The sequence below is a fragment of the Microbacterium oxydans genome (assembly GCF_900095745.1).
GTDB lineage: Bacteria > Actinomycetota > Actinomycetes > Actinomycetales > Microbacteriaceae > Microbacterium > Microbacterium oxydans_B.
In genome coordinates this window covers 131756-154203 of the sequence record NZ_FMIR01000009.1, presented here as the reverse complement: position 1 = coordinate 154203, position 22448 = coordinate 131756, and the positions used below count along the sequence as shown (strand labels likewise).

The window sequence follows — 22448 nt, the reverse complement described above, 5'->3', positions numbered from 1 at the left end:
CACATCCCCCGAACGGCTCCCCCGCCGTCCGCAACCCCGGACAGCCATCCGCGCAGCTCCCACAGCCACGCGCACAGCCCCGCGACCGCTCGGACGGCTCCCCCACAAGCCACCCACGCAGTCCCCATCACCGGACGAACGCCCCCATCGTCGTTCGCACCGCGCTCCGCCCAGACGTTCCGCAGCCTCACGGAGTCGCTGTGCATCGCCCTACTCACCGTCTCGTCCCTTCTCCCTGCTCCGGATCGTCCTCTGCCACCCTCACTCAGAAGAAGGCAGCACCGTAGGGCCATTCGTCCCTCGACCTCCCGCCGGGAGGGCTTTGGTCCGCGCACGCCACCGCGCCGGCACTCGAAGGCCGGGGCAGGGCCATCAGCTCGTCAGCCTTCGTCGTGCATCCGCGAGAGTTCGAAGACCGCCGCCTGCGTCCGGTGCGTGAAGCCCAGCTTCCCGAGCATCGAGGTGACGTAGTTCTTGATCGTCTTTTCGGCGAGGCCGAGGCGGTCCGCGATCTGCCGGTTCGTCAGGGCGTCGGCGATGAGAGCGAGGATCTGCCGTTCGCGCATGCTCAAGGACGCGAACCGCGGATCAGCGGAATCCGTGGATCCCGAGGCGACCTGACCCGTCGCCCGACGCACCGTGGCGGGATCGAGCAGCCGACGGCCCGCAGCGACGGCGCGCACGGCTTCCGGAAGGTCCGCAGCGCGCACCGTCTTGAGCAGGTGCCCGTCCGCCCCCGCCATCACGGCCGCGATCACCGCGTCGTCGTCGTCGTAGGCCGTGAGGATCAGGCACCGAATGCCCGGGTGCCGCTGCCGGATGGCCCGGCACAGGTCGATCCCGCTGCCGTCCGGCAGGTGTACATCGAGGACCACGACATCGGGAAGCGTGGCCGCGATCCGCCTCGTCGCCTCCCGACAGCCCCCCGCCTCGCCGACGACCTCGAGATCCGGAGTGGCCTGGATCACACCCGCAACGCCCCGGCGCACCATCTCATGATCGTCGACCAGGAACACTGCGATCATGCCCGACACTCTCCTGTACCCGCTCGCGCATCCGGTCTGCCGGTGCACGTCTCTGGCACCGTAACGGGCGTTTCGCGGCCACGACTAGGACCATGGTCCCGGCTCGATCGGGTGTGCGGGCCTCCGGTATCGGGATCCCCGCCGGCGACGCGCCTGCCATATACCGGCTGAGCGTTGCAGACCGGTCGGTCTCCGGGGAAGGTGGAGGGATGCAGGACAGATGCCGACAGACGCATATTACGCCCGGCCCCCAGCAGGATGGCGGGGACGACGCTCCCGCGACACGCGCACCTCGACTTCTCGCCACCCGCCGTCAGCTCCGCGGTCTGGTCGACTTCTCGCCGGACACGGCGGGCCAGCTCGACGCCGACCGGGTTCTCACCCGCATCGTCCGGGCCGCCGCCGACCTCATCGAAGCCCGCTACGGCGCCCTGATCGTGATCGATGCGGCCGGCACCGTCGAGCGTTTCATCCACGTGGGCATCGATCAGCGGACTGCGGTCGCGATCGCCGATCCGCCGGAACCTGGGACGCTGTTCCGCGCGGTGGTCGACAGCGGCCGCACGATCCGTCTGAACCAGATGAGCGATGACCCTCGATCCGCAGGGTTCCCTCCGCATCACCCTGTCATGGAGGGGTTCCTCGGGGTTCCGGTCCGAAGCCACGGCGAGGTGTGTGGCGTCCTCGTGCTGTCGAACCGCCGCACCGGTGTCTTCACGATCGAGGATGAGGAGCTCATCGAGTCGATGGCCGTGACCGCGGGAATCACCGTCCACAACGCGCGCGAGGCCGAGGAGGCTCGTCGCCAGCAGCGCCTGAATCGAGCGCTCTCGGATGTGAGCGCCGTGCTCCTGACCCCTCAGCGCGAGGACATCCTCGACGTCATGGCGGAACGCGTCACCCACGTGGTCGCCTGCGACCTCGTGACGATCGTCGTCCACGTGGACGCCGACCACCTTCGCATCGACGCTGCTCGAGGTCCGCTGTCCGCCGCGTACGAACACGGCGTCCTCCCGGCGGCGAGCTCGGTCGCCGCGCACGCCATCGCCAGTGGAGGCGTGGTGAGCGGGAGCCTCACCGACGAGGCCACCCACACCAGCCTGGCAGGAGACCAGGATGCCGCGGGACCCACGGTGGCCGTCCCCCTGGTGGCCGCCGGGCATGCGATCGGAGCCCTGTGCGTCACGCGAGCGGCATCCGGCAGCGACTTCTCTCCGAACGAGATCGACGCGATCTCCGATTTCGTCGCCCAGGCGGGTCTCGCGACCTCGCTCGCCTGGGCTCGAGAGGATCGGCAGCACCTCGACATCATCGAAGAGCGCAACCGCATCGCCCGCGACCTGCATGACAACGTCATCCAGCGGCTGTTCGCGACGGGGATGAGCCTGCAGGCGTTCGCCGCCACCGACCCCGCTCACGCCGAAGAACTCGAGCAGCACGTCGCGGAGATCGATGCAGCCATCACCGACATCCGTTCGGGGATATTCTCGCTCCGGACGCGCCGGGTGAAGAGCAAGGATCGTCCCGTCCGCCGGCGGGCGCTCGATGTGATCACCGAGCTCACTCCGGCGCTGCCGTCCGCGCCGACGGTCACCTTCGTGGGTCCGGTCGATCCGGTCGTCACCGGGAAGCTCGCCGATGATGTGGTCGCCGTCATCCGCGAGGCGCTCGCCAACGTCGCCCACCATGCGCAGGCCAGCAACTGCGCCGTCAGCGTCGCCGTCTCGGAGAAGGAGGTGGTCGTCTCGGTGCAGGACGACGGTGACGGGATCGCCGAGTCCCTCGGTAATCCCGGCGGGACCGAGAACCTCGCGGAGCGTGCCGCGCTGCATGGCGGCACGTTCACGCTGGATCAGCGGACGGACCGCGGGACCACGGCACGCTGGAGCGTCCCCCGACCCGTATGCCCCGACAAGGCGGCGCCGCCACCGGGGCGTCGCCGCAGCGAGGACGGCGCCCGACACGAACTGCCCCGCGGTCGCTCGACGGAGTGAGCGTCCGCTGCGGTCGGAGCCGACTGGTCACACGGTGCACGAGGGCCGGCAGTGCGACATCACATAGGCCATGAAGTCCGTCATGAATCCGGAGATGCCCTGGTCTCTCACGGCCGGGTCGGTGCTCCTGATCGCGGGCGCCCTGGTCGCAGAGAATGCGGGGGACGCGGCGAGGAACTGCGCGGCGATGGCGGCCATCCCGTCTGCCTCGGTCTGCGTGGACACGGTGATGCCGAGCTCGGCGATCAGTTCGGGGTGCGCATCGGCGAGGACTCCGCGCCCCGTCATGATGAGCAGCAGCAGCTCCAGGTCGGTCGACGACGCGAGGCGAGGATCGAGAGCGGCCTCGTCCCCCGCAGCCTGCACGCCGACGCTCGCCGCGGCCGCGACATCGGATGTGGCGTAGCCGGTGGCGCCGTACGCCGAGGACACCCCTGTCAGCGACAGGGTGAGGGCCACGACAGTGGATGTGAGGAGAGCGGTCTTCTTGCGGGCGAGCATGGATGTTCCTCCGGATCGTCGGTGATGCGGAGAAAGTACCACAGCAGTGAAATGTAAAACAGTACTCGATCTGCGGCGACCGTCGCTCTCAGGCAACCCCAGCCGGTCCACGACCGGCCAGGAGCCGTCGACAGCGGCGGACATCGTCCGCGCTCTGCGAGACCAGCGCATCGACCCCCTCGAAGTGCAGCGTGGGCCGCAGGCGGGCGACGAGCGTCACCGCCAGCGTCCGGCCGTACAGATCGAGGTTCACATCATGCAGATACACCTCGACCCGCCTCTCCCGGTCGCCGGCGAAGGTCGGATTCGTCCCGACGCTGACGCTCGCGGGCCAGGCCTCCGGTTCGTCGTCGATACGCGTCCACGCCGCGTAGATCCCATCGGCGGGCAGGTCACTGCCGTCCAGCGCCAGGTTCGCCGTCGGGAAGCCGAGCTCGCGCCCCCGCCCGTCACCGGGCACGACCACGCCGACGACGATCGTGGACGGCGAAGTGCTCACGCGCTCTCGGACCCGGCGATCGACCGATAGCGGCTCTGATGGAAGACCAGCGGCTCCACATCGTCGAACAGCGTGACGTCGGCAATCTCATACAGGGCGATCTCGTGGTCCCCGCCGTCGAAGGTGCTGTGCAGGCGGCAGGTGAGCCAGAGCGCGGCATCCGAGATCAGCACGGCGCCACCCTCGGTGCGCTGCCAGTCATGCCCGCCGAAGCGATCGCCCTCACGCGCCGAGAGCGAGCGACTGAGCGGCTCGTGATGCGCGGCCAGCACGCTCATGCCGAGCTCGGGCACCTCGCGGAGCAGCGGCCAGGTCTTCGAGGTCCGCGCTGCGCTGATGGCGACGAGGGCGGGCTCGAGCGAGATCGACGTGAAGGAGTTGACCGCCATCCCGACGGCACGGTCGTCGAGGTGCGCGGCGAGGGCGACGACACCGGTCGGGTACACCGAGAACGCCCGGCGGAGGGCCAGGTCGCGGGGCAGGGCGTCGGTCACGGCAGACGTCATTTCGGCTTCCTTTCGTTAGTCAACTTTGACTAGTTTTGATTGTAGGCAACTTTGATCATGCAAACAACCGAAATCTGAGATCGCAGCCGTTAGCATGAGGGGCATGTCGACCACCCGCCTCGTCGTCCTCGGCGCCGTGAAGCAGTTCCAGCCCGTGCACGGGTACTTCCTCCGCCGCGAGCTCATGACATGGCACGTCGATGAATGGGCGCACATCCAGCCCGGATCCATCTACAACGCGCTGCGCGCCCTGGAGGTCGACGGCTACATCGCCGAGAGCGGCACCGAGGCGGAAGGCAAGCGCCCGGCACGCACGACCTACCGGATCACGCCGTCCGGCGAGGTCGAGTTGCAGCGGATGCTGCGCGAGAACCTCTGGAACGTGGCGGCCTTCGACACCCAGGCGATCATGACGGTGGCCTCGTTCATGTTCGTGCTGAGTCGGCAGGAGGTCATCGCCGGTCTCGAGCACCGCCTCATCAAGAGCGACGCCATCATCACGCAGAACGGCTTCGACGTGCAGGACACGCTGCGCTCCGAGACCACCCCGAAGTACGTGCGGGAGATCTTCGACCTGTCCACGGCGCGGCTCACGGCCGAGAAGCAGTGGCTGCTCGACCTTCTGGAGCGTCTGCGCGGCGGGGAGTACACGTTCGCCGGCGAGACGGAAGAGGCCGCACCCGCCGCGGCCCCCACGCAGTAGCGACTCAGCGCGACGCGACGAGTGTCGCGATCGATCCGGGCGTCAGCGCCGGCGTGGTCGCTCCGCGGTGCTGAGCCACGACGGCTCCGGCGGCGCAGGCGCGGACCAGAGCATCCTCGATCCCCTCTCCCTGGGAGAGCGCAGCGGCGAGCGCACCGCAGAAGGCATCGCCTGCCCCCGTCGTGTCCACCGGGTCGATCCGGAAGGCGGCGACGTGCACGTGACCTGTTCCCGAGCGGTGAAGCGTCACTCCCCCGGCACCCTGTGTGAGGACGACCGTCTGCGCGCCGGCCTCGTGAAGTCGGTCGATGCCGCCGAGCTCGACGCACTCGGTCTCGTTCACGACCAGGACATCGACATCGCCGAGCATCCTGATCGTCGCGGCATGCGCGGGGGCGGCGTTGAGGATCGTCAGTGCGCCGGCAGCTCGAGCCGCGCGCAGTGCGGCAGCGACGCTCCCTACGGGCACCTCGAGCTGCGCCAGCACGACCGCAGCTCCCGCGATCCCGGTGACCGCGTCTTCCGGTGTGAGGTCGCCGTTGGCGCCGGCCGCGACGATGATGCTGTTGTCCCCGCCATCGAGGGCGAGCACGTGGGCCACCCCGGTCGGAGCGGTATCGCTGCGGCGGAGAGCGGCCACCACTCCGGCCTCCGTCAGCGTCTGCTGCAGCAGGTCGGCTGCCTCATCCGCTCCCACCACGGCGCAGAACCGCGTGGGCGCCCCGCTACGGGCGGATGCCACGGCCTGATTCAGGCCCTTGCCGCCGGAGAAGCGTCCGCCGGCTCGCCCGAGGAGGGTCTCGCCGACGCGTGGGGGGCGCGGAACCTCGACGACGAGGTCGAGGTTCGCGCTCCCCACGACGGCGACACCGGTGAGGGTGTCAGACACGCGACATCGTCCGCCGGTACTGCGATCCGGTGTGCGAACCGGCGAGTGCCGGGGTCGGCGTGCCGATCAGACGCTCGCGCAGCGACTGCGGCTCCGACGAGGGTTCGACGATCGCGCCGCGCTCCTTGAGGATCGGCAGCACATGCTCGATGAAGTCGACGGTCGATGCCGGCGGGATGACGGGGGCGAAGAGGAACCCGTCGAGGTCGGCCCCGTCGGCGAGCTCGATCATCCGGTCAGCCACCTGCTCGGGGGTGCCCACGATAGGGCGGGCGCCGACACCGTGCGCGTGCCAGTCGCCGAGCACGTCGCCGACGGTCTTGTCGGCGAAGCGGGCGACCTGCGTCTGCGAGAGCTCGGTGCTCAGCTCGGACATCGGCGTGTTCGGCGCGTACGCCGACAGGTCGAGGCCGGTGAACCAGGCGTACGAGGCGACCGTGACATCCGGGTTCTGCGCGTCGGCGACCTCGGCGTACTTGCGCTGCGCCTCTTCCTCCGTGCTGCCGACGATCGCGGCGAACGCCGACATGATCTTGACCTCGTCGGCTCCGCGTCCGTTCTTCACGGCCTCCTCGCGGATCGCCGAGGAGTGTGCGCGGAGCTGCTCGACGGAGCCGCTGCCGACGAAGATCGCCTCGCCGTGCTTGCCGCCGAACTCACGGCCGGCGGGCGACGCCCCTGCCTGGAACAGCACCGGGGTGCCCTGCGGCGAGCGCGACGTGTTGCCGTAACCGTGCGAACGGAAGTAGGGGCCGTCGTGCGCGATCCGGTGCACCTTGGACGGGTCGGCGAAGCGGCCGGACTTGTCGCGCTCCAGCGCTCCCTCCTCCCACGCCTGCTCCCACAGCTTGTAGACGACCTGCATGAAGTCGTCGGCCATCAGGTAGCGCTCGTCATGACCGACCATCGGCACGCCGAAGCCCTGCACCGCGGTGTCGGCCGTGCCGGTGGTGACGACGTTCCAGCCGATGCGGCCGCCGGAGAGGATGTCGAGCGTCGCCATCCGGCGCGCGAACGAGTAGGGCGGCTCGAGGAGGGTCGAGCCGGTGGCCACGAGGCCCAGACGCGTGGTCTCGGGAATGAGGGCGGCGAGGATGATCGCCGGGTCGAGCCGCGGCAGGTCGAGCCCTTCGGTCGAGCAGATGTCGGGACGCTCGCCCGCGACGTCGGCCCAGCCCCAGGCATCCGCGAGGAACAGGAAGTCGAACCCGGCGTCTTCGACCATGCGTGCGGTGTCGCGCCAGTACTCGAGCTTGTCGAACAGGTAGCGCCCGTTGTCGGGGTGACGCCAGGTGGCGGTGCCGGAGTCGTTCGCCTGGGCGTTCTCGAAGAGGCCGAGGCGCAGCTGCTTGACGGTGTTCTGATCGGTCATGTGCGGGTGCCTTCCTTGTGGGTGGTTCTGGTCGTTCTCGAGTGGTTCCGGGCACGCCGGAGGAACCCCGGGGCGGGTGGAGCGCCCGCCCCGGGATCCGGATGCCGCGTCAGCCCTTGGCCGTGACCTCGCCGTCGCTCCACCAGAGCACGCGCTTGCGCACCAGGGCGAGGACGATGATCAGGAGCACACCGAGCAGACAGAGCAGGGCGATGCTCGCCCAGGTGACGGGCAGGTTCGCCTGTGCAGCGGAGGTGGTGACGAGCGAACCGAGACCGGCCTGCTGTCCCGCCGCGACGAACTCGGCGACTGCGGCGCCGACCACCGCGAGCGGCAGGGCGATGCGGAGCCCTGCGAACACATAGGGCATGCTGCCGGGGAATCGCAGTTCCCGGAAGATCTCCCACCGCGAGGCGTGCAGCGTCTTGAAGACATCCATCGCCTTCTGATCGACATCGCGGAGACCGGCCAGCGAGTTCACGAGCATCGGGAAGAAGACCACGAGCCCCGTCACGATGAACTTCGGCACCATGCCGAACCCGAAGGCCACGACCAGCGCCGGGGCGATCGCCACGATCGGGGTCACCATCACGATGATCACGAGCGGCATCACGGCCCGCTCGATGATCTGGAACTCGGCCATGACCACGGCCAGCAGGAAACCGGCGAGGATGCCGGCGGAGGCGCCGACCACCACTTCGAGCAGCGTGACGAGGAAGTTCGACCAGTACATGCCGGCGTCGTCGACGAGGCTGCCCCCGATCGCCTCCAGCGTCGGGAGCACATACGGGTTGGTCCAGGCCACGACCTGCCAGAGCAGCGCGGCGATCACGAACGTGATCAGAGTCGGACCCCACGATCCCCAGCGCAGCCAGGCGGGGATGCCCCGATGCGGCTGGGCTTTCAAGCGGGCGGTCGCGAGGGTCGCGGTCGTGTCTCTCATCGTCAGCTCAGACATGGGCCTTCTCCGTCTGCGCGCGCAGCGCATCGCGCACGACTGCTTCCATCTCGCGGAATTCCTCCGTGGCATACGACTGCTCGTCGCGTGGTCGCGGCAGGTTCACGTCGATCACCTGGGCGATGCGCCCCGGGTGTGCAGCCATCACCACGATGCGGTCGGAGAGCATGATCGCCTCCGGCACCGAGTGCGTGACGAACATGACGGCCTTGCGGTTGGACTGCCAGAACTCCAGCAGGGCGATGCGCTGCAGGTCGCGGTTCATCTCGTCGAGCGCCGAGAACGGCTCGTCCATCAGCATGATGGCCGGGTCGAACACGAACGCCCTGGCGATCGCGGCGCGCTGCTGCATGCCGCCCGAGAGCTGACCGGGATACTTCTTCATCGCCTGTCCGAGCCCGAACGTCGACAGCAGCTCCTCGGGGTCGCGCAGCGCTCGCCCGGAGTTCGCCTTGGCGTTGATGCGCACCGGCAGCTCGACGTTCTCGCGCACCGTCTTCCACGGCAACAGCGCGGGCGACTGCGGCACGAGGCCGATCTTCTTGTCGCGCGAGGCCGCCGTGACGCTCTCGCCGTCGATCGTGACGGTGCCGGAGTCGGCGTCGAGGAGTCCGGCGACCACCTTGAGCAGCGTGGATTTGCCGCAGCCGCTCGGACCGATCACCGACACGAACTCGCCCATGCCGATCGTCAGGCTCACATCGTCGAGCACCGTGACCTGAGCGCCGTCGACTCCGAAGGACTTGGTGACGTTTCTGACCTCGACGCCTGCTCCCTGCGTGACCGACATCACTTCGCCGGCCAAGTCAGGGTGTCGCCGTCGTAGAGGTCGGCGACCAGGTCGGCGTCCATCATGTCGGCGATCGCGGGCAGGTCCTTGACGTCGCCGTACTTCTCGACGAGCGCGTACTCCGGCTCCCACATCGACTCGTTCTGCACGCCCGGGTTTCCGCCGGCGCTCTCACGCACCCACGCGGACTCGACCTCCCACGTGCGGGCCAGCTGGTCGCGCGGGAACGCGGCGCCCTGGTTGTTGTCCTCGGCAAGCTTCGCGAGCTTGTCGATGCAGGCGTCCGACTCGTCGAGGCAGTACTGGAGCGCCTTGAGGCTCGCCCGCATGAAGTCGGCGGCGACCTCACGGTGCTCGTCGAGGAAGCGGGAGTTGACCTCCATCACGTTGTACGTGCCCTCGACGCCGAGGTCGGAGGGGAGGAACTCGCTGAACGGCAGGTCCTGCGCCTTGAGGGACTGCGGCTGGTTGGAGGCGTAGCCGACGATCGCGTCGACCTGCTCGCGCACCACGACGGTCGGGTCGTAGTTGGTCATCTTGACCATCTCGACCTTCGAGACGTCGACACCGGCCTCGTCGAGCATGGCCGAGGCGATCGGGGTCAGGTTGATGAAGTACCCGAGCGATCCGCCCTCGAGATCCTTGAGACTGTCGAGCTTCTCGTTGCCGAAGATGGAGAACGGCGGGGTGGTGCCGTAGGTGGCGACGGCCGTGAGGTTCTTGCTGTTCGCCGCGGCCAGCATCACATCGGATGCGGAGCCGAGAGCGGTGAACTGCGCCTGACCGGATGCGACGAGCTGCTGCCCGTTCGCGCCGGAGGCGTTGATCTCGACATCGAGGCAGAGGTCGTCGAAGTAGCCCAGCTCCTCGGCGAGGAACACGTCGAGCTGACCGGCGCTGGCGGAGTAGCCGTAGCCGGAGATGTAGGTGATGGTGCCGGCATCCTGATTGCGCTTGCAGGCGTCGGTGTCGCTCGCACTCGTGGGGGCGGAATCGCCGCCTGGCGTCTGCGCGGAGCATGCTCCGAGCGTCAGCGTGGCGGCGAGAACGCACGTCAGGGTGGCAGTGATGCGGAATCGGGTTTCCGCAGAGGAAGTAGCCATGAGGGTCCCTTCTCGGCCGTTCGTCATTGATGGCTCGTTGAAAGTAACATAGTCAAGATTGACTAAGCAAGATCAAACTAGTTTTTGACGAACGCCGGAGCACGCACCCGGCAGCAGGAAGGTCGCCCGCGGTCAGCGCGGGGCGTGCGCCTCGAGGAACTCGTAGACGTCGGTGGTGTCGACCCCGGGGAACGCCCCGGTCGGCAGCGTCGCGAGCAGGGTGCGCGGCGTCTTCACGTTCGGCCAGGAGTTCTCCCGCCAGCGGTCCTCCAGTTCGGCGGGAGCCCGACGGCAGCACACTTCCACCGAGTGCTTCGAGACGCCCCGGTGCGAGGTGTCCCTCCCCACGAACCACTTGGTGTCGTCGAAGCGCACGCCCACGCTCACCGAGTGCAGCCCCTCGCTCGACGACTCGACCCTGGCAGTGCACCAGTAGGTGCCGTTGCCGGTGTCGGTGTACTGGTAATAGGGATTGAAGCGGTCGTCCTCATCGAACACGACGCGCGAGGTCCACCGGCGGCAACACATCTGTCCCTCGATAGCCCCGAGGCGGTCGGTCGGGAAGTTCACGTCGTCGTTCTCGTACGCCTTGGTGATCGTGCCCGACTCGTGCACCTTCAGGAAGTGCACCGGAATGTCGAGGTGCCGCGTGGCGAGGTTCGTGAAGCGGTGCGCCGCGGTCTCGTACGACACCGAGTACGCGTCGCGCAGGTCTTCGATCGAGATCGCCCGTCGCTGCTTCGCATCCTTCAGCGCAGGGACGACATGCGACTCGGGGATGAGAAGCGCGCCCGTCAGGTAGTTGGTCTCGACGCGCTGCCGCAGGAACTCGGCATAGCTGCGTGGCTCGGAGTGCCCGAGGATGCGGCTCGACAGCGCCTGCAGCACCGCGGTGCGGGCATCGCCCTTCGCGGGCACGCTGCTCGACAGGTAGAGCCGCCCGTTCGCGAGGTCGGCGACGCTGCGGGTGGTCTGCGGAAGGTCGGGCGCGTAGTGCAGGGTGAAGCCGAGGTAGGCAGCGATCTCGGATGCGGTGCGCTGCGTCAGAGGGCCACCAGGGTGGCCGACCGCGGCGAGGATCTCTGCGGCCTTGGCCTCGAGGTCGGCGAAGTGATTGTCCTGCCGGCGCATCAGGTGCCGCAGCTCGACGTTCGCCCGCCTGGCCTCCTCCGGCGTCGCGGCCCGCTCGTCCCTGAGCCGGTCGATCTCCCCGTGCAGCGCGAGCAGGGCCTTCAGCGCATCGGTCGGCAGACTCTTCGCGATGCGGAACGGCTCGATGCCCAGGGCCTGGAACGTCTGCCCCTTCATCGCGCGCTCCAGGGCGATCTCGACGGCACTGCGCTCGTCGAGCGGCTCGCCCTCCAGCAGGGCGTCGATCGTCACACCCAGGGCGCGGGCGATCGCCTGCAGTTGCGTGAGCTTGGGTTCGCGCTTGCCGGTCTCGATCATCGACATCTGACTCGGCGCCCGATCGACGGCGGAGGCGAGGTCGTCGAGCGTCATGCCCTTCGCCGTGCGGAGCCGGCGGATGCGGCGACCGATCGTGAGGGCGTCGGTCTCTTCTGCAGCGTCGATGGTGCTCATGCGGCAGATTCTGTCACAGAAACAGAATTTCGATCGATCTTCTCTTCGAAACAGGCGGTTCGATGTCCCGATCTTCACGCACAGTGGAACCACGCCACACCGGCACAGCCGCCGGATCCACCGAGGAGACACCATGACGAACACCGCCCACACCCCGACGCCCCGCCCCGCCGGTCTGCGAGCCGGCGACCAGGTTCAGACGGCCGCCGAGCTCCAGGAGATCTGGGATACCGATCCCCGCTGGGACGGCGTCGAGCGCACCTACTCGGCAGAAGACGTCATCCGCATCCGTGGCTCGGTCCGCGAAGAGTCGACCCTCGCCCACCGCGGCGCCGAGAACCTCTGGAACCTCCTGCACACCGAGGACTACGTCCGGGCGCTCGGCGCCTACACCGGAGGTCAGGCCGTGCAGCAGGTGCGGGCAGGACTGAAAGCCATCTACCTCTCGGGGTGGCAGGTCGCTGCCGACGGCAACCTCGCCGGCCAGACCTACCCCGACCAGTCGCTGTACCCCGCGAACTCGGTGCCGGCGGTGGTTCGCCGCATCAACAACGCCCTCATCCGCCAGGACCAGCTCGAGCATGCCGAAGGCGAGATCACGCAGGACTGGCTCGCACCGATCGTCGCCGACGCCGAGGCCGGCTTCGGCGGACCGCTGAACGCGTACGAGCTCGCACAGTCGCTCATCCAGTCCGGCGCCGCCGGCATCCACTGGGAGGACCAGCTGGCCAGCGAGAAGAAGTGCGGCCACCTCGGAGGCAAGGTGCTCGTGCCGACCCAGCAGCACATCCGCACCCTGAACGCGGCCAGGCTCGCGGCGGACGTCGCGGGCGTGCCGACCGTCATCATCGCCCGCACGGATGCCCTCGCCGCCGACCTGCTCACCAGCGACGTCGACGAACGCGACCAGCAGTTCACCACCGGCGAGCGCACGACGGAGGGTTTCTACCGGATCGAGCCGGGACTCGAATCGGTCATCAGCCGTGGTCTGGCGTTCGCCCCCTACGCCGACCTGCTGTGGGTGGAGACGGGCGAGCCGGACATCGAGCTCGCGCGCAACTTCGGAGCCGCGATCCACGCGCAGTTCCCCGGTAAGCTCCTGGCCTACAACTGCTCTCCGAGTTTCAACTGGAAGAAGCACCTGTCCGACGCCGAGATCGCGACGTTCCAGCAGGAGTTGGCTGACCTGGGCTACAAGTTCCAGTTCATCACGCTCGCCGGCTTCCACGCCCTGAACCACTCGATGTTCGACCTCGCCCGCGGCTACGCCGATCGCGCCATGAGCGCCTATGTCGAGCTGCAGGAAGCCGAGTTCGCCGCCGAAGCCGACGGTTACACCGCCACCAAGCACCAGCGCGAGGCGGGCACCGGATACTTCGACGTCATCTCCACCGCGCTCAACCCCGACAGCGCGACGCTCGCCCTCGCCGGCTCCACCGAAGCCGCGCAGTTCCACTGATCCCCGCCGCCTTCTTCGCATCGCGACGCAACGCAACGCAAAGGACACACGATCATGACCACTCCCACCGCTCCCCCGATCACGGCTCCGATCCAGACGACCCAGCAGGGTCCGGCGATCGAGGTCACCGGCCCCATCCGCGACCGCTACGAGGAGATCCTCACCCCCGAGGCGATCGCCTTCCTCACCGAGCTGCACCACCGGTTCGCCTCCCGCCGTCACGACCGGCTCGCCGACCGGATGCGCCGCCGTTTCGAGATCGGCAACGGGCACGACCCCCGCTTCCGCGACGACACCGCGCACATCCGTGAGGACCGCGACTGGCGGGTCGCCGGCGCCGGTCCCGGGCTCGAGGACCGTCGCGTCGAGATCACCGGCCCGACCGACCCGAAGATGACGATCAACGCTCTGAACTCCGGCGCGCGAGTGTGGCTCGCCGACCAGGAGGATGCCACGAGCCCAACCTGGAAGAACGTCATCGAAGGGCAGCTGTCCCTTCGGGACGCGATCCGCGGCGAGCTGTCGTTCACCTCGCCGGAAGGCAAGGAGTACCGCGTCACGGCGGAGCGCACGCCCACGATCGTGATGCGTCCGCGCGGGTGGCACCTGCCGGAGAAGCACATCGCGTTCATCGATCGCGCCGGTCGTCGCACCTCGGCATCCGGCTCCCTCGTCGACTTCGGCCTCTACTTCCTGCACAACGCACAGGCGCTGATCGACGGCGGTCGCGGACCGTACTTCTACATCGCCAAGATCGAGTCGAGCGAGGAGGCGAAGCTCTGGGATGACGTGTTCTCGTTCAGCGAGGAGTACATCGGCATCCCGCACGGCACGATCCGCGCGACGGTGCTGATCGAGACCCTCCCGGCCGCGTTCGAGATGGACGAGATCCTCTACGAGCTGCGCGACCACTGCGCCGGACTGAACGCCGGGCGGTGGGACTACATCTTCTCGATCATCAAGAACTACCGCGGCCGCGGTGCACGCTTCGTGCTCCCCGACCGCAGCGAGGTCACGATGACCGTGCCGTTCATGCGGGCGTACACCGACCTGCTCGTGCAGACCTGCCACAAGCGGGGAGCCTTCGCGATCGGCGGCATGAGCGCGTTCATCCCGAACCGCCGCGACCCCGAGGTGACGGCACGGGCGATCGAGAAGGTCACCGCCGACAAGAAGCGCGAGGCCGGTGACGGCTTCGACGGCACCTGGGTCGCCCATCCCGACCTGATCCCCACTGCGCAGGCGGAGTTCGACGCCGTGCTGGGCGACCGCCCGAACCAGGTCGACCGCCAGCGCGACGACGTGCACGTCGAGGCCCGCGACCTGCTCGACCTGCACATCGGTCGGCCGATCACGGCGCAGGGCGTGAGGGACAACGTCTCGGTCGCCATCCGCTACCTGGAGGCCTGGCTGCGCGGACTCGGCGCCGTGGCGATCGACAACCTGATGGAGGATGCCGCGACCGCGGAGATCAGCCGCTCGCAGGTGTGGCAGTGGATCCACCAGGACCGCACCACGCAGGACGGCACCCCGATCACCGCGGAGTACATCGAGGGTCTGATCACCCAGGTGCTCGCACAGGCGACCCGCAGCCACGGCGACCGCTACGACGACGCGGCGGAGATCTTCCGCGAGGTCGCCCTGCAGGAGGAGTTCCCGACCTTCCTCACCCTCGGCGCCTACAGCCGGTTCCTGATCGACGAGGACTGAACGCGCGGAAGAGCCCCGGGCTGCGGCTGATACCGCGGCCCGGGGGCTCTTCTGTTTCCGGGGCCGGCGCAACGAGCGAGGCGTAGCCTGGAGGCATGACCGACATCTGGGCGGACATCGCCACCGAGTTCCTGCACTTCTACCCTCGCGGCCGTCGGCTGCTCGCGGTCGCCGGGGCGGATGCCGAGCGCTCGCGACGGGCGGCCGACGACCTCGCAGCGGCGCTGACGAAGGCAGGGCAGCAGGTCGTCCGCGAGCACTCGGCCGAGGGCGATGAATCCGGTGTGCGTGCGGTGGTCACCACGTTCCGCGAAGACCCCACCAACGACGGAATCCTGCTCGTCTCGGGGCCGGCCGGTCTGCTCGGCGAGCGCACGAGGGGCATGTGGAACTACGCGGTGTGGCAGTTGGCCGGCGACGAGCCGCCGCACACGGTCGCCGGGTCGATCGTCGACGTGAGCGACCCCGCGCAGCCGGTGCGACGGTTCGCCGACTACTGCTCGCTCCCCGCCTCGTACGGAGCCTGAAGCCCGAGCGGACTCAGCGGAAAGACGCCGCCACCGAGTTGCGGTGATAATCGAACACGATGCTCGTGCGAGTGGAGGCGACGCTGCTCTGTGCCGAGAGATGCTCGAGCACGAACTCGCGCATCTCGGACGAGTCGGCGACCGCGATGTGCAGCAGGAAGTCATCGTCGCCGCCGAGGAAGAAGACCTGGATCACCTGCGGCAGCACCCGCACACGGTCCGCGAACTCCACGATGCTCTCGCGCCGTCCGCTCGGGCGCAGCGTGACGCCGATCACGGCCTGGAGCCCCGCACCCAGCATCCGCTCGTCCACACTCGCGTGGAACCCCGTGATCACGCCGCGGTCGACGAGTGCCCGCAGCCGGGTGTGCGCGGTCGAGGGGGCGACGCCGAGTCGACCGGCGAGCTCGGCGTTCGTCATGCGCCCGTCGGCGGTCATCAACTGCACGATCCGCGCGTCGATCGCATCGAGGGCGGGTGCCCGAACGCTGTTCGGCTCCGAGGCTCCTGAAGTCGTCTCCATACGAAGCATTATTCACGATGGCGCGTCTTCACGAATCATCTTCAGTGATTCTGTTGTTCCATCGATGTTTCTGCGATCCTGGTGCCGCACCGCATCAACCCAGGAGGATCAATGAAGATCGGCGTCCCCACCGAGGTCAAGAATAACGAGAACCGAGTGTCCCTCACGCCCGCCGGCGCCGACCGGCTGGTGCACGAGGGCCATCGGGTGCTCGTGCAGTCCGGCGCGGGCCTCGGCTCGCGCATCACGGACGATGACTACCGCGCAGCCGGCGCCGAGATCGTGGCGACCGCCGCCGACGCCTGGGGCGACGCCGACCTCGTCATCAAGGTCAAGGAACCGATCGCGCAGGAGTACGGGTTCCTGCGAGAGGACCTCACCCTCTTCACCTACCTGCACCTCGCCGCCGACCGCGCGCTGACCACGGCGCTCGTGGATGCCGGAACCACCGCCGTCGCCTACGAGACCGTGCAGCTGCCCGACCGCAGCCTGCCGCTGCTCGTGCCGATGAGCGAGATCGCCGGGCGGCTCTCGGTCGTCATGGGCTCGTACTCGCTGCTGCGCTCCCAGGGCGGACGCGGCATGCTGCTCGGCGGCATCGCCGGCACTCCGCGCGCCAAGACCGTCGTGATCGGAGGCGGCGTCGCCGGAGAGCACGCCGCCGCGAACGCGCTCGGCCTCGGATCGAAGGTGACGGTGGTCGACGTCTCGCTGCCGCGTCTGCGCGAACTCGAGCACCGCTACGGCGGAGCGCTGGAGACCCGCGCCTCGAGTCGCTACGACATCGCCGAAGAGCTCAAGACAGCCGACCTCGTGATCGGCTCCGTGTTGATCCCGGGAGCCGCGGCCCCCAAGCTGGTGACCGACGACATGGTCGCCGCCATGAAGCCCGGCTCCGTGCTCGTCGACATCGCGATCGACCAGGGCGGATGCTTCGAGGGCTCGCGGCCGACCACGCACGACGACCCCACGTTCGCGGTGCACGACTCGATCTACTACTGCGTCGCGAACATGCCGGGGGCTGTTCCCGAGACCGCGACCCGCGCACTGACGAACGCGACCCTCCCTTACGTCTCGGCGATCGCCGGCAAAGGCGGGGAGCGCGCGGCCTCCGAAGACGCGGCGCTGGCTGCGGGCCTGAACGTGCAGGGCGGACGCATCACGCTCCCGGCCGTCGCGCAGGCGCACGGACTCGTCGCCGGCTGACCTGCCGAACCCGAAAGAACCTCGGATCTTGGCGATATCCCACACCTCTCCGGCCGCATGGAGCCGAGTACGCTCGTAATCGTGACCGAACGCGCTCCTCTCTCCCGCAAGCTGTCCGCCATCGCCGAGTCCGCGACTCTCAAGGTCGACGCCAAGGCCAAGGCCCTCAAGGCCGAAGGCAAGGACGTCATCTCGTACGCCGCCGGCGAGCCCGACTTCGCGACGCCGCAGTTCATCGTGGATGCCGCAGCCGTTGCTCTGGCCGACCCGGCGAGCTACCGGTACACGCCGGCTCCGGGCCTTCCGGCGCTGCGCGAGGCGATCGCCGCGAAGACGCTGCGCGACTCGGGCCTCGAGGTCTCCCCCAGCCAGGTCATCGTCACCAACGGCGGCAAGCAGTCCGTCTACCAGGCCTTCCAGGCCGTGGTGAACCCGGGCGATGAGGTCCTGCTGCCCGCGCCGTACTGGACCACCTACCCCGAGGCCATCCGCCTCGCCGACGGCACGCCCGTCGAGGTGTTCGCCGGCGCCGACCAGGAGTACAAGGTCACGGTCGAGCAGCTCGAGGCCGCTCGCACCGCACGCACCACCGCGCTCGTGTTCGTGTCGCCGTCAAACCCCACCGGCTCGGTCTACACCGCCGACGAGACCCGCGCCATCGGCGAGTGGGCACTCGAGCACGGCATCTGGATCATCAGCGACGAGATCTACCAGAACCTCACCTACGAGGGCGTCAAGGCCACCTCGATCGTCGAGGCCGTCCCCGAGGTCGCCGGGCAGACGATCCTCGTCAACGGCGTCGCCAAGACCTACGCCATGACCGGCTGGCGCGTGGGCTGGATGGTCGGCCCGGCCGACGCCATCAAGGTCGCCGGCAACCTGCAGTCGCACCTGTCGAGCAACGTGAACAACGTCGCACAGAAGGCCGCCATCGCCGCCCTCAACGGACCGCAGGACGAGGCCGAGCAGTTCCGTCAGGCCTTCGATCGCCGCCGCCAGCTCATCGTCTCGGAGCTGTCGAAGATCGACGGCCTCGTCGTGCCGAACCCGCTCGGCGCGTTCTACGTGTACCCCGACGTGCAGGGTCTGCTCGGTCGCACGTGGGGCGGCGTGACGCCGACCACCTCCCTCGAGCTCGCCGACCTCATCCTCGACCAGGCCGAGGTCGCGGTCGTCCCCGGCGAGGCCTTCGGCCCTTCGGGCTACATCCGCATGTCGTACGCCCTGGGCGACGACCAGCTGCTCGAGGGCGTGCAGCGCCTGCAGCGACTGTTCGCCTGACCCGCTGAACCGACGAAGATCCCTCCCCTCTGCAGACGGGAGGGATCTTCGTCATCTACACGAGGGAGCTCTGGCTCACGCCGATTGGCTGTCGCTGCCCTGAGGCGAGCGGCAGCGATACTGGAGGTATGACGAACGGCGAGCAGCGTGATGGCCGGATGCCGGTGACTCTGCGGGTGGCTTTCGCCATCCTGATCACGGTGACCGTGCTGGTCTTCTTCCTCTCCCTCGTGGTCGCTCCCTTCCTCTGGTACTGGGGAGGAGAGTGGCGACAGTTACTCAGTGTGCTCCCCTTCGTCCCGGTGGTCGTCTACGCGACCATCACGGTGCTCGTCACAAGACGAAAGTCGTGGGCCCGATACGCGACCCTGCTGTTCCCGCTCCCGCTCGCGCTCTACGTTCCGGCGGCAACGGCCACGACCTGGGAGTTCCCGGTCGGCCTCGCGGCCCTCGCCCTCACCACCGCGGCGGTCGTGTTGATCTTCCTGCCGTCGTCTCGTCCCTACTTCGGCAGCGGGACACCTCAGTCCTCGGGGTGGAAGCCGATCAGCCAGCGGATGCCGTAGCGGTCGACGAGCGTGCCGTCGAAGTCTCCCCACGGGCGCTTCTGCAGCGGATCGATCACGCGGCCGTCGGCGGCGAGCTTGTCGTACCACGCGGTGAGGGTCAGCGCATCCGCCGTGCCGAGGAGCGAGAGGAACATGCCGCTCATCTGCACGGCGTCGTCGTCGGCTCCGGCATCGGCCCCGGCGAGCTCGACCGGTCCGCTCAGCTGGCCGTGCGCGACGGCATCGCCGGGTCCGTCGCGCCGGCCCGCCGTGGCGTAGTCGAGCAGCTGCAGTTCACCGCCGAACACGGACCGGTAGTGACGCAGCGCCTCTGCGGCATTGCCGGGGAACAGCAGGTACGGGATGAGTCCGGTCATGCCGCGAGTGTAGCCGCGACCGCCGACCCCTAGAGGTCGATCGCCCTACAGGTCGACGCCGACCAGCACCGGCTCCGGCTGCAGCACGAGACCGAACTCGGCATGCACCCGGCTCTGGATGAACCGGGCGAGCTCGGCGACCTCGCCCGCGGTCGCGCCGCCGCGGTTGGTGAGCGCCAGCGCATGCTTGGTCGAGACGGCGGCGCGCGAGCGCGGCAGCTTGAACCCCTTGCGGATGCCGGCCTGCTCGATCAGCCAGGCCGCACTGACCTTGACGTCGGAGACGGTCGTCGGCTTCGACAGCGGCACCTGCCCGTCGTAGGACGCGAGCGGGATCACGGTCACGGCATCCAGGTCGGGGGCCACCGGCCAACGCGGGCACTCCGGCGGCAGCGCACCGGCCACCGCGGCCGTCACGATCGCGTTCTGGAAGAACGAGCCGACGCCGTGGGTGTCGGGGTCGGCATCGTCGAGCAGCATGCCCTTCGACGCGCGGGTCGAGAGGATGCGCTCGCGCACCCAGCTCAGCGGAACCGGCGTGTCGTCGGTCAGCCCGAGTGCGCGACGCAACTGCTCGCCGCGAACCACACGCTCTCCGGCGATCGCCAGGTCGACGGTGACCGAGAGGATCACGGCGCGCCGCAGCGGCACACTGCCATGGTGGTGCTTGAGGACCGAGGTGCGGAAACCCAGTCCGAGCTCGGCCGCGGGAACGGTCGAGATCTCGCCGGTCGACTCGTCGATCAGCTCGACCTCGACCAGTGTCTCCTGGATCTCCTGGCCGTACGCGCCGATGTTCTGCACGGGGGACGCGCCGACCGTGCCGGGGATCCCACTCATGGCCTCGAGACCCGCGTAGCCATGGGCGACGGCGTAGGCGACCAGGTCGTCCCAGGAGTGCCCAGCCTGCGCGCGCAGCCGGATGCGACCGGGGTGCGGCGAAGGAATCTCTTCGATCCCCTCGGTGCGCACGCGGATGACGGTGCCTTCGAAGGGCTCGTCGCCGACGAAGAGGTTGGAACCGCCACCGAGGACGAACCACTCGTCACCGCGGGCCCAGGTGTCGCGCAATGCCTCGATCAGACCGGCGGTCGTCGTCGCCTCCTGCATCCGCTCGGGCGCGGCGCCCGTGCGCAGCGTGGTCAGCTCGGCCAGGCGGACCGGCTCGATCTCCCGCATCAGAGCGCCCGCATCAGACGGCGACGCGCAACTGCGCCTTGACGAGCACCGTGGTCTCGCCGAACGTGACCTTGAGGTCGATGCGCGCCACCTCTTCATCGACCGCGCCGACCGTGGCGACGACGGTGATGTCGGCACCGTCGACCGGGTCGACGACGACCGGCTTGGTGAAGCGCACCCCGTAGTCGAGGATCTTCGTGGCCGGGTCGAGGGCGGCGACGACCACCGACGAGGCGATGCCCATCGTCAGCATGCCGTGCGCGAGCACGCCGGGAAGCCCGACGGATGCGGCGACATCGTCACGGTAGTGGATGGGGTTGAAGTCTCCGGATGCTCCCGCATAGCGCACGAGCGACTCGCGGGTGAGATGCACGGTGCGCTCGGCGACCACGTCTCCGACGGTGTAGCCCATCAGGCGGCCTTCCCTTCGTCCGTGCTCTCGGCGCCCACCAGCAGCACACTCGTCGCCGTGACGACATGGTCGCCCGCGGCGTCGGTGATCGCGGCCTCGCTGGTGATCATGGCGTTGCCGCCCATCATCCGGATGCCGGTGACGCGCAGCTGCGCGGTGAGCTCGTCGCCCGCCACGATCGGGCGCGTGTAGGTGAAGCGCTGCTCGGCGTGGATCGTGCGGGCGAGCACGATGCCGGAGTCCTCCTGCGCCAGCAGCTGCTGGAGCGTGAGGTCCTGGATGACCATCGCGAAAGTCGGCGGCGCCACGACGTCGGAGAAGCCGGCCGCGCGGGCCGCCTCGACGTCGGTGTGCTGCGGAGCATCGGCGAAGACGGCGCGCGCGAACTCGCGCACCTTCTCGCGGCCGACGAGATAGGGGGCCGTCGGCGGGAACTCCCGGCCGACCAGTTCTTGGTTCACTGCCACCCCTCGATCCTACCGAGGCCCGGCCGTCGTTCAGCCGCGCTTGCGCCCTCGGACCGCCTTGATCGCCATCTGCACCGCGATCACGACGAGGTATGCCGCGAACAGCATGTTGCCCAGCGTCGGGTCGACGATCGTCGCCAACCACGCACCGAGCGCGGTCGTCGTACAGGCGGCGACTCCGATGAGAGCCGCCGCGAGCAGATCGACGTTGCGGTTGCGGAGGTTGCCGATCGTGCCGGAGATCGCCGTCGGGATCATCATCAGCAGCGAGGTGCCCTTGGCGACCAGGTCGCTCGTGCCGAAGGCCAGCATCAGCACCGGGACGACGATCACGCCGCCGCCGACACCGATCAGCCCGGCGAGGATGCCCGTGCCGACGCCCACCCCGACGAGCGCGATGCCCGTCAGCCAGGAGAGTTCGAAGGCGGCGTCCCGCGAGGGGATCACGAGGAACAGGCTGACGATCACCACGACGAGGAAGCCGACGAAGCCCCACCGCAGCGCGGTCTGCGAGATGCGCGGCAGCAGGCGGGTGCCGATCTGCGCACCCACCACGGCGCCCGCCGCCAGGATGATGGCGGGGATCCAGGCCACCGAACCGGTCGCGGCGTAAGAGATGACGCCGACGCTCGCGGTCGGCACGATCGCCGCGAGCGATGTGCCCGCCGCGAGGCGCTGGTCGAAGTGCAGCAGGAGCACCAGCAGCGGGACGATCACCGTGCCGCCGCCGACGCCGAAGAGTCCGGAGAGGAGACCGGCGAGAAGGCCGATCCCGATGAATGCTGCGTAGGCGCGAGGCCCTCGCGCGGGGGCCTGTACGTCACTCACCGGATCA

The 22448-nt window shown here is 68.8% G+C and carries 24 protein-coding genes; 8 read left to right on the top strand and 16 right to left on the bottom strand.

The annotated features are described in order from the left end of the window. Positions 1-380: 380 nt before the first annotated feature. Positions 381-1025: a response regulator gene (locus BQ2383_RS03730; protein ID WP_091029691.1), complete on the bottom strand. Its 645-nt coding sequence runs from the start codon at positions 1023-1025 to the stop codon at positions 381-383. Between the two features lie 209 nt (positions 1026-1234). On the opposite strand from BQ2383_RS03730, the gene BQ2383_RS03725 reads away from it, so the two are divergent. Continuing rightward, positions 1235-3019 (top strand): sensor histidine kinase, encoded by a 1785-nt coding sequence (locus tag BQ2383_RS03725; protein WP_167381526.1) that lies wholly within the window; start codon positions 1235-1237, stop codon positions 3017-3019. A gap of 27 nt (positions 3020-3046) precedes the next feature. Here the strand turns inward: BQ2383_RS03725 and BQ2383_RS03720 are convergent, their stop codons facing one another. From BQ2383_RS03720 to BQ2383_RS03710, 3 genes are all read right to left on the bottom strand, one after another. Continuing rightward, positions 3047-3520, bottom strand: coding sequence for a hypothetical protein (locus tag BQ2383_RS03720; RefSeq protein ID WP_091029685.1), 474 nt, complete (start codon positions 3518-3520; stop codon positions 3047-3049). 88 nt (positions 3521-3608) lie between these two features. Beyond that, positions 3609-4019 (bottom strand): riboflavin kinase, encoded by a 411-nt coding sequence (locus BQ2383_RS03715; RefSeq protein WP_091029681.1) that lies wholly within the window; start codon positions 4017-4019, stop codon positions 3609-3611. Beyond that, positions 4016-4525 (bottom strand): flavin reductase family protein, encoded by a 510-nt coding sequence (locus BQ2383_RS03710; RefSeq protein ID WP_091029677.1) that lies wholly within the window; start codon positions 4523-4525, stop codon positions 4016-4018. Before BQ2383_RS03710 ends, BQ2383_RS03715 begins: the two co-directional genes overlap by 4 nt. 103 nt (positions 4526-4628) lie before the next feature. Between BQ2383_RS03710 and BQ2383_RS03705 the strand changes: the two genes are divergently transcribed. Then, positions 4629-5228, top strand: a complete 600-nt coding sequence (locus tag BQ2383_RS03705; protein WP_091029674.1) for a PadR family transcriptional regulator — start codon at positions 4629-4631, stop codon at positions 5226-5228. A gap of 4 nt (positions 5229-5232) precedes the next feature. Here BQ2383_RS03705 and BQ2383_RS03700 read toward each other — a convergent pair whose 3' ends face one another. The 6 genes from BQ2383_RS03700 to BQ2383_RS03675 form a co-directional block, all read right to left on the bottom strand. Next, entirely contained in the window at positions 5233-6117 is an 885-nt protein-coding gene (locus BQ2383_RS03700; RefSeq protein WP_091029671.1) for a ribokinase, read from the bottom strand. Further along, positions 6110-7489 carry an NtaA/DmoA family FMN-dependent monooxygenase gene (locus BQ2383_RS03695; protein WP_091029668.1) on the bottom strand — a complete coding sequence of 460 codons (1380 nt, stop codon included), beginning with the start codon at positions 7487-7489 and terminating at the stop codon, positions 6110-6112. Before BQ2383_RS03695 ends, BQ2383_RS03700 begins: the two co-directional genes overlap by 8 nt. Before the next feature lie 109 nt (positions 7490-7598). Beyond that, positions 7599-8447, bottom strand: coding sequence for an ABC transporter permease (locus tag BQ2383_RS03690; protein ID WP_029260973.1), 849 nt, complete (start codon positions 8445-8447; stop codon positions 7599-7601). Further along, positions 8440-9237: an ABC transporter ATP-binding protein gene (locus BQ2383_RS03685; protein WP_091029664.1), complete on the bottom strand. Its 798-nt coding sequence runs from the start codon at positions 9235-9237 to the stop codon at positions 8440-8442. Before BQ2383_RS03685 ends, BQ2383_RS03690 begins: the two co-directional genes overlap by 8 nt. Beyond that, on the bottom strand, positions 9237-10340 hold the full coding sequence (locus BQ2383_RS03680; RefSeq protein ID WP_244175876.1) for an ABC transporter substrate-binding protein: 1104 nt from the start codon (positions 10338-10340) through the stop codon (positions 9237-9239). The genes BQ2383_RS03685 and BQ2383_RS03680 overlap by 1 nt, the downstream gene beginning before the upstream one ends. Positions 10341-10472: 132 nt before the next feature. Further along, positions 10473-11924, bottom strand: coding sequence for a helix-turn-helix domain-containing protein (locus BQ2383_RS03675; RefSeq protein WP_091029647.1), 1452 nt, complete (start codon positions 11922-11924; stop codon positions 10473-10475). Between the two features lie 133 nt (positions 11925-12057). Between BQ2383_RS03675 and aceA the strand changes: the two genes are divergently transcribed. The 3 genes from aceA (at position 12058) to BQ2383_RS03660 (ending at position 15620) form a co-directional block, all read left to right on the top strand. Beyond that, a complete protein-coding gene (gene aceA, locus BQ2383_RS03670; protein WP_091029645.1) occupies positions 12058-13383 on the top strand; it encodes an isocitrate lyase in 1326 nt (441 codons plus the stop codon). A 54-nt stretch (positions 13384-13437) separates the two neighbouring features. Next, positions 13438-15093, top strand: a complete 1656-nt coding sequence (gene aceB, locus BQ2383_RS03665) for a malate synthase A (RefSeq protein WP_091029643.1) — start codon at positions 13438-13440, stop codon at positions 15091-15093. Positions 15094-15188: 95 nt separating this feature from the next. Beyond that, on the top strand, positions 15189-15620 hold the full coding sequence (locus BQ2383_RS03660) for a hypothetical protein (RefSeq protein ID WP_091029640.1): 432 nt from the start codon (positions 15189-15191) through the stop codon (positions 15618-15620). Between the two features lie 13 nt (positions 15621-15633). Here the strand turns inward: BQ2383_RS03660 and BQ2383_RS03655 are convergent, their stop codons facing one another. Continuing rightward, positions 15634-16152 (bottom strand): Lrp/AsnC family transcriptional regulator, encoded by a 519-nt coding sequence (locus tag BQ2383_RS03655; RefSeq protein ID WP_029260964.1) that lies wholly within the window; start codon positions 16150-16152, stop codon positions 15634-15636. Positions 16153-16254: 102 nt separating this feature from the next. On the opposite strand from BQ2383_RS03655, the gene ald reads away from it, so the two are divergent. The 3 genes from ald (at position 16255) to BQ2383_RS03640 (ending at position 19196) form a co-directional block, all read left to right on the top strand. Then, positions 16255-17349 carry an alanine dehydrogenase gene (ald, locus tag BQ2383_RS03650; protein ID WP_091029637.1) on the top strand — a complete coding sequence of 365 codons (1095 nt, stop codon included), beginning with the start codon at positions 16255-16257 and terminating at the stop codon, positions 17347-17349. Positions 17350-17430: 81 nt separating this feature from the next. Next, positions 17431-18630, top strand: a complete 1200-nt coding sequence (locus BQ2383_RS03645) for a pyridoxal phosphate-dependent aminotransferase (RefSeq protein WP_208617613.1) — start codon at positions 17431-17433, stop codon at positions 18628-18630. Positions 18631-18758: 128 nt separating this feature from the next. Next, complete coding sequence (locus BQ2383_RS03640) at positions 18759-19196, top strand: hypothetical protein (protein WP_091029631.1); 438 nt, start codon at positions 18759-18761, stop codon at positions 19194-19196. Here the strand turns inward: BQ2383_RS03640 and BQ2383_RS03635 are convergent. From BQ2383_RS03635 to BQ2383_RS03615, 5 genes are read right to left on the bottom strand one after another with little or no spacing between them, the layout of a single operon-like run. Next, positions 19154-19555, bottom strand: coding sequence for a VOC family protein (locus BQ2383_RS03635; protein ID WP_091029628.1), 402 nt, complete (start codon positions 19553-19555; stop codon positions 19154-19156). The genes BQ2383_RS03640 and BQ2383_RS03635 overlap by 43 nt on opposite strands. Before the next feature lie 45 nt (positions 19556-19600). Continuing rightward, positions 19601-20734, bottom strand: a complete 1134-nt coding sequence (locus BQ2383_RS03630) for a UDP-N-acetylmuramate dehydrogenase (RefSeq protein WP_091029625.1) — start codon at positions 20732-20734, stop codon at positions 19601-19603. Between the two features lie 13 nt (positions 20735-20747). Then, positions 20748-21146: a MaoC/PaaZ C-terminal domain-containing protein gene (locus tag BQ2383_RS03625; protein ID WP_091029622.1), complete on the bottom strand. Its 399-nt coding sequence runs from the start codon at positions 21144-21146 to the stop codon at positions 20748-20750. After that, positions 21146-21613 (bottom strand): FAS1-like dehydratase domain-containing protein, encoded by a 468-nt coding sequence (locus BQ2383_RS03620; RefSeq protein ID WP_029260958.1) that lies wholly within the window; start codon positions 21611-21613, stop codon positions 21146-21148. The genes BQ2383_RS03625 and BQ2383_RS03620 overlap by 1 nt, the downstream gene beginning before the upstream one ends. Before the next feature lie 30 nt (positions 21614-21643). Next, positions 21644-22441 carry a sulfite exporter TauE/SafE family protein gene (locus BQ2383_RS03615; protein WP_091029619.1) on the bottom strand — a complete coding sequence of 266 codons (798 nt, stop codon included), beginning with the start codon at positions 22439-22441 and terminating at the stop codon, positions 21644-21646. Positions 22442-22448 lie beyond the last annotated feature (7 nt).